The sequence below is a fragment of the Streptosporangium sp. NPDC000095 genome, assembly GCF_042899335.1.
GTDB lineage: Bacteria > Actinomycetota > Actinomycetes > Streptosporangiales > Streptosporangiaceae > Streptosporangium.
Genome location: NZ_JBIAZS010000020.1, coordinates 100,153 through 112,460 on the forward strand (window position 1 = coordinate 100,153; position 12,308 = coordinate 112,460).

At 71.1% G+C, this 12,308-nt stretch carries 13 protein-coding genes, 1 tRNA gene and 1 riboswitch; of the genes, 5 read left to right on the forward strand and 9 right to left on the reverse strand.

What is annotated here, in order from left to right; translation table 11 throughout:
* Window positions 1-81: 81 nt before the first annotated feature.
* Entirely contained in the window at window positions 82-525 is a 444-nt protein-coding gene (locus ACFY3V_RS34140; RefSeq protein ID WP_362904691.1) for a GNAT family N-acetyltransferase, read from the forward strand.
* A 77-nt stretch (window positions 526-602) separates the two neighbouring features.
* Here ACFY3V_RS34140 and ACFY3V_RS34145 read toward each other — a convergent pair whose 3' ends face one another.
* The gene (locus ACFY3V_RS34145) at window positions 603-1,112 is read right to left on the reverse strand and encodes a hypothetical protein (protein ID WP_389779272.1); all 510 of its coding nucleotides are present in this window, start codon (window positions 1,110-1,112) and stop codon (window positions 603-605) included.
* 128 nt (window positions 1,113-1,240) lie between these two features.
* Here ACFY3V_RS34145 and ACFY3V_RS34150 point away from each other — a divergent pair, with 128 nt between their 5' ends.
* The 4 genes from ACFY3V_RS34150 (at window position 1,241) to ACFY3V_RS34165 (ending at window position 4,063) form a co-directional block, all read left to right on the forward strand.
* Window positions 1,241-2,476: a hypothetical protein gene (locus ACFY3V_RS34150; RefSeq protein WP_389779274.1), complete on the forward strand. Its 1,236-nt coding sequence runs from the start codon at window positions 1,241-1,243 to the stop codon at window positions 2,474-2,476.
* A gap of 160 nt (window positions 2,477-2,636) precedes the next feature.
* Window positions 2,637-2,729 (forward strand) — tRNA-OTHER (locus tag ACFY3V_RS34155).
* A 29-nt stretch (window positions 2,730-2,758) separates the two neighbouring features.
* Window positions 2,759-3,181: a rhodanese-like domain-containing protein gene (locus ACFY3V_RS34160; protein WP_389779276.1), complete on the forward strand. Its 423-nt coding sequence runs from the start codon at window positions 2,759-2,761 to the stop codon at window positions 3,179-3,181.
* Between the two features lie 132 nt (window positions 3,182-3,313).
* Window positions 3,314-4,063: a helical backbone metal receptor gene (locus tag ACFY3V_RS34165; RefSeq protein ID WP_389779278.1), complete on the forward strand. Its 750-nt coding sequence runs from the start codon at window positions 3,314-3,316 to the stop codon at window positions 4,061-4,063.
* 29 nt (window positions 4,064-4,092) lie between these two features.
* On the opposite strand, the gene ACFY3V_RS34170 is transcribed toward ACFY3V_RS34165, so the two are convergent.
* The 8 genes from ACFY3V_RS34170 to ACFY3V_RS34205 all read right to left on the reverse strand — a co-directional run bounded on the left by ACFY3V_RS34170 (window position 4,093) and on the right by ACFY3V_RS34205 (window position 12,306).
* Window positions 4,093-5,385: an MATE family efflux transporter gene (locus tag ACFY3V_RS34170; protein WP_389779280.1), complete on the reverse strand. Its 1,293-nt coding sequence runs from the start codon at window positions 5,383-5,385 to the stop codon at window positions 4,093-4,095.
* Window positions 5,386-5,390: 5 nt separating this feature from the next.
* Window positions 5,391-6,404, reverse strand: coding sequence for an LLM class flavin-dependent oxidoreductase (locus tag ACFY3V_RS34175; protein WP_362904703.1), 1,014 nt, complete (start codon window positions 6,402-6,404; stop codon window positions 5,391-5,393).
* Window positions 6,405-6,435: 31 nt separating this feature from the next.
* Complete coding sequence (locus ACFY3V_RS34180) at window positions 6,436-7,635, reverse strand: YcaO-like family protein (protein WP_389779282.1); 1,200 nt, start codon at window positions 7,633-7,635, stop codon at window positions 6,436-6,438.
* A gap of 256 nt (window positions 7,636-7,891) precedes the next feature.
* Window positions 7,892-8,563 carry a (2Fe-2S)-binding protein gene (locus ACFY3V_RS34185; RefSeq protein ID WP_362904708.1) on the reverse strand — a complete coding sequence of 224 codons (672 nt, stop codon included), beginning with the start codon at window positions 8,561-8,563 and terminating at the stop codon, window positions 7,892-7,894.
* A 76-nt stretch (window positions 8,564-8,639) separates the two neighbouring features.
* A complete protein-coding gene (locus ACFY3V_RS34190) occupies window positions 8,640-9,422 on the reverse strand; it encodes an ABC transporter ATP-binding protein (protein ID WP_362904710.1) in 783 nt (260 codons plus the stop codon).
* Window positions 9,419-10,480 carry an iron ABC transporter permease gene (locus ACFY3V_RS34195; protein ID WP_362904712.1) on the reverse strand — a complete coding sequence of 354 codons (1,062 nt, stop codon included), beginning with the start codon at window positions 10,478-10,480 and terminating at the stop codon, window positions 9,419-9,421. The genes ACFY3V_RS34190 and ACFY3V_RS34195 overlap by 4 nt, the downstream gene beginning before the upstream one ends.
* An 11-nt stretch (window positions 10,481-10,491) precedes the next feature.
* On the reverse strand, window positions 10,492-11,487 hold the full coding sequence (locus tag ACFY3V_RS34200) for an ABC transporter substrate-binding protein (RefSeq protein WP_362904714.1): 996 nt from the start codon (window positions 11,485-11,487) through the stop codon (window positions 10,492-10,494).
* Between the two features lie 130 nt (window positions 11,488-11,617).
* Window positions 11,618-11,814, reverse strand: a riboswitch (cobalamin riboswitch).
* 108 nt (window positions 11,815-11,922) lie between these two features.
* Window positions 11,923-12,306 carry a (2Fe-2S) ferredoxin domain-containing protein gene (locus tag ACFY3V_RS34205; RefSeq protein WP_362904716.1) on the reverse strand — a complete coding sequence of 128 codons (384 nt, stop codon included), beginning with the start codon at window positions 12,304-12,306 and terminating at the stop codon, window positions 11,923-11,925.
* Window positions 12,307-12,308 lie beyond the last annotated feature (2 nt).

Here is a 12,308-nt window from a genome sequence, read left to right on the forward strand (position 1 = left end):
GTGAATGGTCCAACCGGGCGGTCGGGCGCCGCACCTCCGCACATCCAGATAGTCGTCCCCCACGCTGCCACCCGGTTTCTCGTGGCCGTGGCCGATGTGGGCGAGGAGGTCTTCACCCGGCCGCCCTGGCGCGAGCCGTACCCCGCCGCAAGAGGTGTGGCCGCGCGACTGCTCGCCGACAGCAGGCGCCCTGGATTCGTGCTCGCCCTGGCCTTCGGCGGTGAGGAGCTGTACGGCTTCGCCTACGGCGTGCGCTGCTCGCATCTGGCCAGACTCACCTGCCACGACAAGCCGGGCCCGGATTTCACGCTCAAGGAGCTGGCCGTCCTGCCGCAGCGGCACGGGCTGGGGCTCGGAGCCGCACTCCATGACGCCGTACTCACCCGCGCCGCGCCCGGAACGCGCTGGCTGACCACTCACACTCGCGCCGCTGCGGCCCTGGGCCTCTACCGCGCCCGGGGGTGGCGAGCGGTCGCCCTGGCGGGCGGCGAGCGGTTGATCATGTCACGCCGGGACTCCCGTTGACCGGTTCCCGGTATGCGGGCGCATCTCTCCAGCGGCCATTCCGTTCCGCGAGCGGACTCGCGCTCACGCGAGCGTCCTCACCGTTCGGCGGGTCGTAGTCCTCCGGCGACGTCAAGCGGTACGGCGTCGCGCCGGAGGGCGTCGAAGCCGGCGGCCAGGGCTGGGTCGCGGGTGAGGGCCTCGCCCACGACCGGGTCGGTCAGCACGAGGAAGGTCAGGTGCCGCAGGGCGTGGGCGACCACGTTCTCGACCTGCAGGCGTTCGGGGGAAGGCGCCGAGGGCGCGCTCCCCCTGGCGAGCTGGAAGTCCGTCAGCGCGATCGCCGGCAGATCGGCGGCAGGATCAGGACATACGGCATACGTGAGAATGACCTGGCCCTCGGGCTGGTAGCGCCAGCTGGTGGAGTGCACCACGGTGGACGTCGCCTCGGCGGTGACCCCACTGGCGCGGCGGACCGCCTCGTCCGGGCTTTCCCCCCTGTCCAGCGACGTCACCACGCGCCGGTAGTGCCAGGTGCCCACCGGGTCGGCCCGCAGCAACAGGATCTCGACCGATACCGGTACGAGGTGGCTGAGCTGCTCGTTCACAGGGTGTCCCGTCGTCTGGCCGCACTGTTGCGCTGGTTATGCAACAACGCCTTTGTCGCAGAGATGCTATTGCCGCCGGGGCGTTCCTGTGCGTGGCTTGGCGCAGGACGACGGAGAGGCGGAGTTCGATGCCGGGACGGCCTGGGGTGCTGGTGCTCATGGGGTCGGGTGAGACGAGCCCGACGATGGTCGAGGTTCATCGCTCGGTGGTCCGCAGGCTGGGTGGCGGGGCGCGAGCGGTGTTGCTCGACACCCCGTACGCGTTCCAGGAGAACGCCGCGGGCATCTCCGCCCGGGCCCGGGGGTACTTCGCGCGCAGTGTGGGGCTGGAGGTGGAGGGGAGCGACGAGGTCGCGGGCGCCGACTGGGTGTTCTCCGGCCCCGGCAGCCCCACCTTCGCCCTTGAGCGGTGGACGACGACGCACGTCGCCGGCGACCTGCGTGCCCGCCTGCGGGCGAGGGAGGGGGCGACGGTGCTGGCCTCGGCCGCGGCCTGCACGGCGGGTGTGGCGACGGTGCCGGTGTACGAGATCTACAAGGTGGGCGCCGCCCCTCACTGGCGGCCAGGCCTGGACCTGCTGGGCGTCCTCGGGCTCACGGTGGCACTCATCCCGCACTACGACAACACCGAGGGCGGCACCCACGACACCCGCTACTGCTATCTGGGCGAGCGACGGCTGACCCGGATGGAGGCCGAACTGCCGCCGGGCGCCGCCGTCCTGGGGATCGACGAGCACACCGCGCTGGTCGTCGACCTGAACACCGAGGAGGCTCGGGTCGCCGGCCGGGGCCGCGTGACGATCCGTCGGCCCGGCTCCCAGGCCGTCCTGCCTGCGGGGACGAGCACGAACCTGGAGGAGATCCGCCGCCTGGCCCGCGGCGAGACGACGGGGAACGGTGCTTCGCCGCCGGTCCTCTCGCCGGCGCCTCGCCAGGTCAGCCTGGCGGAGACGACCCGCTCGTGCGAGGAGCGCTTCGCCTCCGCGCTGGCCGGGCACGACGCCGCCGACGCGGTCCGGGCCGTGCTCGATCTGGAGAGCGAGGTCGCCCGCTGGGGCGCCGACACCGAGGAGGACGAAGGGGGTGTCGAGCACGCCCGAGAGAGCCTGCGACTGCTGATCACGAAGCTGGGCGCCCGCCCAAACTCCCCGTATCCGGGGGATCTGGTCGCCTCCCTGGTCGAGTCCGTACTCGCGTTGCGCGGTGAGTTGCGCCGCCAGGGACGCTACGACCTCGCGGACGCGCTGCGCGCGGCACTGCTGCGTGGCGGGGTGCTGGTCGCGGACACCCCGGACGGCCCTCGCTGGACCTCCACCGGAGGTGACCGGCCGCCGTTGAGCGGGCTGCTGGGGCCCGGTTCCTGAAAGAAACCCGCTGGGCGTCCTCCCACGATGACGTCGACGAGCCTTGAGCATGTCACCTACCGCCGGGTGGTCGTCCCGCTGCCGGAGCGGCTCGACATGCCGACCTTCCCGAAAACGACAGAACTCCATATGGGAGTCATTGATCGTTAGGATGCCGGATGGAGGCGTTCAGGTGCCTGGTGGTCCTCCCAGTCTTCGAAACCGGTGGCGCCGCGTATCTCGGCGCGGGGGTTTCGATTCCCGTCCGCCTCCGCCGAGCAGCCGCGACCGGGCAGGAGCGCCATGGGCATCGACAACGTGCTGGCCGCGGCCCGGGCCGGGCTGCGACGACTGCACCCGGCCGAGGCATGGACGGCGGCACAGGAGCAGGACACGTTCCTCGTGGACACCCGGCCCGCCTTCCAGCGCCGCGCCGGCGAGGTGCCGGGAGCCATCGTCATCGAGCGCAACCACTTGGAGTGGCGACTGGACCCGAGTTCTTCGTCACGGATACCCGAGGCGGTGCACGCGGACATCCGGTGGATCGTCCTGTGCGATGAAGGGTACTCATCGAGCCTGGCGGCTCTGTCCCTCAGAGCGGTCGGCTTGCCGCATGCCACGGATGTGATCGGGGGGTTTCAGGCGTGGACGGCGGCGGGACTGCCGTTCACTCGCCGGTCTCGCCCGACCCGCCCCAGAGGTCCCGGCGAAGGAGCGGAGATCTGAGCAGGGGCGACCTGTCCGGTGAGGTGGTCGTGATCGGCGGCCCAGGTGACATCAGCCGGCTTGCGGTGTACCGCCCACTCGGTCGAGCTGACGTGGACGCCGTGACCGGCCGCGACGGAGGTGACGTCGACGATGCTTGACGACCTGGGTACCCCCTGCACGCCGCACGGTGCCGTACGCCGCGTGGTCTCGCTCGTGCCCTCGCTCCCCGAGTCGCTCGCCGAGACCGCCCCGCACCTGCTGGTCGGCGCGACCGGCTGGTGCACCCATCCGGCGGGGCTGGCGGTGCGGCGGATCGGCGGCACCAAGAACCCCGACCTGGCCGCGATCATCGCCCTTGAGCCGGACCTGGTGCTGGCCAACGAGGAGGAGAACCGCCTGGCCGACCTGGAGACGCTGCGCGCGGCCGGGATACCGGTGTGGGTGACGAGGATCCGCACCCTGGAGGAGTCCTTCACCTCCCTGCGCCGGGCACTCACGCTGGCCTGCGGCCTGCCCGAGCCACCCTGGCTCGCCGCCGCGCAACGGGCGTGGTCCGCCCCGTCGGTCACGGAGGTACGGAGAGCTGTGATCCCCATCTGGCGCAAACCCTGGATGGTCCTGGGACGCGACACCTTCGCCGGTGACCTCCTGCTCAGGCTCGGCGTCCGCAACCTCTACGCCGGCCACCCCGAGCGCTATCCGAAGGTGGCCCTGCCGGACCTGCTGGCGGCGGGCGCCGACCTCGTCGTCCTTCCCGACGAGCCCTACCGGTTCACTGCCGAGGACGGCACCGGCTTCTTCCCCGAAACGCCCACCGCGCTGGTCAGCGGTCGGCACCTGACCTGGTACGGCCCCTCCCTGGCCGAGGCGCCCGACGTTCTTCGAGCCGCCCTGGGATGATGCCCACCCGTGCTGGTTTGTGGACCGGCTCACCCCGCCACTTCCGCGGATCCTTGAGCGGCCGGCGATGCCGTGCGGCGGGCGCGGATCCGCAGCAGCAGGGCAAGCATGACGGCGAAGGCGGTCCATGCCGCGTAGATGCCCAGCAGGCCGAAGCCGAAGATCAGCCCGAGGAGCCAGCTCAGCGGGATCAGCAGCAGGTAGTCGCCGGCGACGTTCGCGACCATCACCGACCGGGTGTCGCCGTAAGCGCGCAGGAAGCTGCCGTAGGCCATCGCCCACACCATCGGCGCCATGCTGAACAGTGCCAGGGGCACCACCTGCCAGGCCAGCGTGACGACCTCGGCGGAGGCGGTGAACAACCCCAGCAGGGCCGTTCCGCCGAGCAGGACCAGCGCGGACGGGACCGCGTACACGATCAGCAGCAACCGGATTCCGACGCTGCGCCACCGTTCGGCGGCGGCCCGGTGCCCGGCACCCGCCTCGTGCCCGACGAGGATGGCGATGGCCGAGGACACCGATGCCATCACGGTGAAGACGACGAGCAGCAGGTTGTCGGTGATCCGGTAGGCGGCCAGCTCCGGGGTGCCCATCCGGGCCGCGAAGCCCACGATCAGCGCCTCGTTGAGGTAGCCGACGCCCATCGCGCTCATCTCCGGCCAGCCGAGGGTCCACAGCGTCCGGACCACGGGCCGGCCGTCGCCGGGGATCTGGGGCAGCCTGGCGCGAGCGTATCCGAGCAGGACGGCGGTCCCGGCCGCCGTGGCGGCCAGGGTCGCGAAGGCGGCGCCCTCGATGCCGAGCCCGGCGTTGAAGATCAGCAGCAGGCCCAACGGCAGGTTCACCGCGTTGACCACCAGGGCGTTGTACATGGCGGCGCGGGTCACCCCGACGCCCGAGCAGGCGCTCTGCAGGGTGAACGACGCGGCGGCGAACGGCACCGCGAAGGCCAGGATTCGCAGGTAGGCGCCGCCGGGGCCGATCAGCTCGGCCGGCGCGCCCAGCAGGGCGAGCACCGGCTCGGCGACGGCGTACAGCACGGCCCCGATGGCGAGGCCCGCCAGGGCCGAGGTGGCCAGGCCCACCCGCACCACCTGGACCACCGCGCCCGCGTCACCCGCGCCGTGGGCCTGGGCGACCTTGATCTGTACGGCGGTCGCCCAGCCGCGCACGACGACCAGGGCGATCAGGTAGACGGGGGCGGCCAGCGCGAAGGCGCCCAGAGCCGTGGTGGAGTGGCGGGCCAGCATGATCGTGTCGACGATGTTGACGATGATCTGGGTGAGCCCGGCCACGAGCAGGGGCACGGTCAGCGCCCACACGCGTCTCACAAGACGGCCCGCGCCGCTTCCAGCAAGGCGGTGTCGCGGTCGAGCAGGATGACGGTGTCCACCCTGGAGGCGCGCCACACGGCCAGCCGTTCGGTCATCGCCTCGATGGGGCCGATCAGGGCCACCTCGTCCAGCAGCCGGTCGGGGACGGCTTTGACGGCGGCGGCCCGGTCGCCGTCGGTGAAGTGCTTGCGGATGTCGCGGGCGGGGCCCTCGTAGCCCATCTGGACGACCACGTCGGCGTAGGTGTTGCGCACGCCCGGGGAGGAGGCGCCGATGAGATGGGCGTACAGGGGGCGCAGCTTTTCGCGGCCCTCAGCGATCGTGGGGGCGTGGGCGACGTAGAGGATGGGGCAGATCCGCACGTCTTCGGGTTGCCTTCCTGCGCGCGTCAGCCCTTCGTCGAGCGGGGCCAGGATGGCGCTCTCGTGTTCGGGGGCGTACATGCCCGACAGCCAGCCGTCGGCCAGTTCGCCGGTGAGCGCGAGGTTGCCGGGGCCGATGGCGGCCAGGTAGACGGGGATGCGGGGCCGCAGCGGCGTCATCTCCGAGCGGATCGCGCGGGCCCGGCCGGTCGAGCCGGGTCCGGTGTAAGGCAGCGTGTACAGCTCGCCCTCGTAGTGCACCCGATCCTCGCGGGCGATGGCCCGGCGCACGATCTCGACGTACTCGCGAGTGCGGCGCAGCGGGCGCTCGTACGGCAGGCCGTGCCAGCCCTCCACGATCCACGGCACCGACAGGCCCAGCCCGAGCTGGAAACGGCCGCCGGACAGCACGTCGAGGGTCATCGCGGTGGCGGCGGGGGTGCGGGCCGGGATCTGCATGATCGCGGTGCCCAGCTCGATGCGGTCGGTCACGGCGGCGAGGTATCCGAGCACGCTGACGGCGTCGGGGCCGTACTCCTCGACGCTCCACACCGAGTCGACGCCGATGCTCTCGGCGCGTTTGATCACCGGGAGCACCTCGTGCATGGGTTCGCCGCCGTAGCCCATGGCCAGTCCGAGCCGCATGCGTTCTCCTTCTTCGGGGTCAGGCGAGAGGTCAGGCGAACGGCAGGGGTTGCCGTACAAGGTCAGGTGAGGCGGGCAGCCGGGTCCCGCCGAGGAACGGGAAGGCCGCCGGGGCGTCGCAGTACAGGCCGGGCACCAGCACCCGGGCCACGTGCAACCCGGCGTCCCCGGCGTCCGGGGTGGTCAGGTCGACGGCGTAGGCGCGAAAACCCCGCTCGGTGAGCGAGCGCAGCGGCCCGGTGGTCTCCGGCGGCAGCGGTGGGCCGCCGGGGAGGCGCAGCCGGTCCAGCACCTCGCCCTGGAGGCGTTCGTCGAGGTAGACCTGGACGTGCAGGCGGACGTCGTTGACGTCGCGCCAGCCGCGCGCCAAGGCGTCGAGGTAGCGCCGGTCGGCGCGCCGCCGCAGGTAGGGGCGCCGACCGATGTCGCGGCGCAGCAGGACGCGGCCGGTCTCGTAGGTGCCGACGGCCTCGGTGAACGCCTTGGCCGCGGCCTGTTGCTCATCTGCCCGGCAGGCGCTGCCGAACCCCACGACCCGGTGCGCGCGGTCCTCGACGAACACCGCCGCCACGGTCGCGTCGAACGTCGAGGGCACCCGCAACAGGGACACCGTCAACCCCGCCTCCTCGGCCTGGGCCAGCGCCGTGACCAGCGGGCCGCCCGCGGGCCTGGGCAGTGGTGAGGCCGCCGTGGTGCTGGCCCACCACGTGGTCACGGCGTCGCGTTCGAGGACCTCGCGCAGCGCCGCCTGCCGGGCCTGCTCCGGGGTCGTGCCGGCGGCGGTCCCGGCGAGGACGGGGTAGTTGGTGAGCGGCTCGGCGCGGCGGGGGCCGGTGAAGTAGTTCACGTACACCAGCGAGGCGGGCACCAGGACCCGCTCGCCGGAGACCAGGTCGGTGGCGGGCGCCCAGGCGATCTCCAGATCGGGGGTCATCGCGACGAACGGGAACCCGCGCGCCCGGTACTGGCCCTGCGAGTAGAGGGCGAACGCGCGTGGGTCGGCGGCGGGTTCGGTCAGGTCGTGGTAGGCGGCCCGGCGCAGCCCGGCGGGCACCTGGTTGGCGCAGTGGCGTTCGATCGCCTCTCCGATCGCGGCCGCCCGCGCCGCCTCCTCGTCGCCGAGGGCCGCACCGCCGGTCACCTCCGTGCCCTCGATGGGGAAGGCGGAGTAGGAGACCAGGCTGGGCACGACGGGGTCGCCGGGCGCGTCGCGGCGGACCTGTGCGATCACGAACGCTCCTCCTGAAGGGGCCGGGGAGAGGCCGGGGCCCGGTGAGGGGCCCCGGCTCGGGGCGATCTACTCGTCGTCGTCCTGGCGCCACTCGAACGGCGAGTCCACCGCCGGAGTGTGGGACTTCAGGCAGTCCTGCGGGCCCTCGGGCTCGGCGAATCCGTGGTGTGCCATGCGCCTCCTCCTTCTGCAGGTGATTTGCAGGTGCGAACTACACGCAACACCATAGGCATACGGTCGCGGTGAATTCAAGAATTCATTTCTTCGCCAATGAGCAGTCATCGCATTTGGAACCGCCGGGCACCCGGTAATAAAGGCAGCACGTGGTGCGCCGGAAAGCCAGCTCAGGGGAGATGAGCGCTCCCTTTCCCGCCAGATGGCCGCGGGCCAGCAGGTCGGTGACCAGGCCGGTGGCGGGTCCGGCCAGGTCCGGGCGCATGGCGGCTATCGCGCGACCTGCCTCGGCCAGGGCGGAGGCGGCGTTGCCGTACAGCAGGCCGGGGGCGACCTTAACCCGCAGGCCGGCCGCCAGCGGTTCCAGGTGGCGGCGAATCACCAGGTCATAGAGTTGGGCCGGTGATTCGTAATGCCATCCCGTAGGAGTAGGCAGGCGGAGATCCGGGCCCTCGTCGGCGCGGTCCAGACGGGTCAGGTCGGGCACCACCGCGTGGGTGAGCACGGTGGCCAGGAGTGGAGACCAGAGCCGCGCGGCGTGGCCGAGCTGGGCGATCGAGGCGCCGATGCGCAGCTCACGGGTGCCGTACCTGGTGGCCGTCGCCTCCACCAGGTCGGTGAAACCGCGTTCGTAGTCGCATTTCACGTCGTGCCACCCGGCCGCGTCGCCGCCGATGCGCAGAGAAAAGAACGAGCCGAACCCGGCGACCTCTTCGAGGGCCGTCAGAATCGATTCAGTCGATGCCGATTCCATTGTGCCGAAGCTCCGTTCTTTAAAATCGCACGGCTAACAAGCCGGATGGCGGATCCGGCTTTTGCGCAAAAAGGTTTTATTTCGTGGCGCGGCTCCCTGCGGTTCGGAGACTCACCTGCGGCACCCCTGTCACCGAGTGGATCGCCACCTCGGCGTCCACCCGGTAGACCTCGGCGAGCAGGGCGGGGGTCAGCACGTCGGCGGGGGTGCCGAGAGCGACGACGCGACCGGCGTCCATGACGCAGACGCGGTCGCAGAAGGCGGCGGCCATGTTGAGGTCGTGCAGGGCGACCACCGCGGTGACGCCGAGGCCGCGTACCAGGTTCAGCGCGTCCAACTGGTGGCGCAGGTCCAGGTGGTTGGTCGGCTCGTCCAGCACCATCGTGGTCGGCCGCTGGGCCAGCGCCCGCGCGATCAGCACCCGCTGCTTCTCCCCGCCCGAGAGCCGGTCGAAGGGCGCGTGCGCCAGATCGGCCACATCCAGCCGCCCCAGCGCGTCGGCGATGATCGCCTTGTCGGCCACGTTGTCGCCGTCGAAGGCCCGTTTGTGCGGGGTGCGGCCCATGGCGACGACGTCGTACACCGACAGCTCGAAGTCGCCGCCGCTCTCCTGCAGGACCGCGGCCAGCTGACGGGCCAGCCGCCCCGCGGGCATGCGCCACACGTCCTCACCGTCCAGCAGCACCCGGCCGCCGGTCGGCCTACGCGCCCGATAGAGGGTGCGCAGCAGCGTCGACTTACCCGCCCCGTTCGGGCCGGCCAAGCCGAGCATCTCCCCCTCGGCGACCTCGAACGAGACCTGGCGGACCAGGTCGCGGTCGCCGACGCGGACCGACACGTTCTCCACGGTCAGTGTCACTTGGAGCGCCTCCGCATCAACCACAGGAAGAACGGCCCGCCGACCAGCGCGGTGATGATGCCCACCGGGATCTCCTCCGGCGCGATCAGGGTGCGGGCGGCCAGGTCGGCCACGATGAGGAAGGCCGCGCCCAGCAGCGCGGTGGCCGGGAGCGCCCGGCGGTGATCGGCGCCGATCAGCAGCCGGACGACATGCGGCATGATCAGCCCTACGAAGCCGATGGCCCCGCTGACCGCGACGATCGTGCCGATCATCATGGCGACCAGCACGAACAGCGCCGCCCGGAAACGGTGCACATCCAGCCCGAGCGAGGCCGCGGCCTCCTCCCCTGCCAGCAGCAGGTTCAGCGGCCGCGACACCCCGACTAGCGCGAGGGTCCCGGCCAGGACGGCTATCGCCGGGATCCACACCACCGTCCAGGTGGTGCCGGCCAGGCCGCCCAGCATCCAGCGCACCGCCGCCTGCGTCTTGTGCGGGTCGTTGGAGGTCACGATCAGGAAGCCGGCCACGGCCGAGAGCACCTCGGCCATGGCCACCCCGGCCAGCACCAGCCGCACCGTCGTCATACGCCCGCCCGAGCGGGCCAGGAAGTAGACCGCCACCAGCGCGGCCAGCGCGCCGAGGAAGGCCGCGATCGGCAGGCTGAACGCGCCGAACACGCTCAAGCCGAACACCACCACAGTGACCGCCCCGACACTCGCGCCAGAAGAGACTCCCAGCAGCATCGGGTCGGCCAGCGGGTTGCGCACCAGCGCTTGGAGGGCCATGCCGCAGACCGACAGGCCCGCGCCGATCACCCCCGCCAGGACGACCCGCGGCAGCCGTACGTCCATCACGATGGTCTCCCGCACCGGTGTCCAGGCCGGTTCGGCCAGGGCGGGATGCAGGTTGTGGAGCAGGATGCCCCACACCTGCCCTGCGGGCAGGGCCACCGACCCGGCCGCGACGGCCGCGGTGAGCGCCCCACCGACCAGGAGCACGAGCAGGCCGAGCACGATCGGATACGGCACCCCCGGGCGCTGCGCCAACGGCACGGCGCCTGCGACCGGTTCGCTCACTTGAACTGGTCTCACTTGAAGCGGTCGGCGTGCAACTGGCGGGCCAGCGCCTCGACGGCTCCGGGCGCCCGTACGCCGAGGACCACCGACGACAAAGGCAGCACCGCGAACCGCTTGTTCCTGATGGCCGGTACGTCCCTCAGCGCCGGGTTGGCCAGCAAGAACCTCTCCTTGTCGGCCACCGGCTGGTCGCCGTAGTCGTAGATGACGATCCAGTCGGGCGCGCGCTCGGCGACCTGCTCGAATGAGACGTCGCCCCACATCTTGTCGACGTCGGCGAACACGTTCTGTGCCCCGGCCAGCTTGATGATCTCGTTGCCGACGCCCTTGCCGCCGGCGGTGAAGGCGGTCTTGTCGCCACTGTCGTAGACGAACAGCTTGACCGGGGCGGTGTCGCCGAGCTTGGCCTTCACACCGTCGAGGGTCGCCCGCAGTGTGGTGATCAACGGTTCGGCCCGGTCGGAGACGCCGAAGATCTTCGCGACATTGCGGATCTCGGTGTTCATCAGGTCCAGGGACACCGCACCTTCGGCGCACCCCTCGATATTCAGGTATGTCTTGATGCCGGCCTTGTGCAGGGCGTCCCGGCTGCGGCCCTCCTTCTCGTCGAAGGTGCTGCCGAAGCCGCCGTAGACGAAGTCGGGCTCCTCGGCCAGCAGGGCCTCATACGCCGGGTACTCCTTCGAGACGACCTTGATGGCGTCGTAGGCCGCCTGATACTCCGGCAGCACCTTGTCGTCGAGGTAGGCGGTGCCGATCATCGACCTCTCCAGGCCGAGCGCCAGCATCACCTCAGTGGCGTGCTGGTTCATGGATATCGCCCGCCGCGGCGGCTGCTCGTACGTGCTCTTCACCCCGCAGTTGTCAAGGGTGACCGGGAAGCCCGCAGGCGCGGAGGCCGCCGGAGCGGCGGCCGGGACATTCTCAGCCGGGATGCCGCCGCAGGCGGCCAGCACTCCGGACACCAGGAGGGCGAGCAGCAGGGGAATGGGGCGTCTGCCCGTCATGACGTGTTCCTCTCACGGAATCTGCGCAACGGGGCGGATCTGAAAGAGGGAACACTTCAGGGATTCTCGGCGCGGCCACCGGCTCGACGGGCACGAGAGCCCACTCCTCTCCGGGGAAATCCGCCCCAGTTCATCGAGGAGGCGACCGCGTGAGTCTCCTGGCTCTCGGGTCGAGGCTCGTCCCCGCCTTCCCACCCCGGAGAGGGGCAGTGGCATGGTGGGGATTCGCTCGCCGATCACAGTGGCGGGACCGCGCCGGATTCACACCGGCTTCCTCAGTCCGCGCTCGCCTTCGGCATCATCATCACACGAAGCGGGTCGATGCGCACAAGCAGGGCACCCTTGTCCTGGGAAGTGCGGGTGGAGACAAAGGCTCGGCAATCCTGGCGCGGAGTGGCTTCAGCACCACACGCTGGTCTTTTCGCCGGACCGATGTCACCGGCGCGCGGTTGAGGTGTTCGTCATCGGAGGGTCGACCTCGCGGGGCGGCAAGCGGCGCGGCGGGGTGAAACGGTACAGCTCAAGGATCGGCGGCAACGGAACCAGGCCGGGACCACCAGCGCGAACCCACTCGGCGACATCGGCCGTGGCATCCTCGTCGTTGACGAGGGCGAGCCACACCGGACGGCCACCGGCCGCCCGCCCCTCCGGGGTCGGCTGCACGATGAGAACATTGGCCTGGTCGCACACGTCAAGGCACTCGGTCACGCGGACGTCGGCGACCTCGGCCAACCGGCGGATCTGCTCGTCGTGGTCGAGGGCGGGTACCTTCCGCACGCTCCCGCAGCAGCAGTCCCGGCACACGGTGATCCTTTTCATGC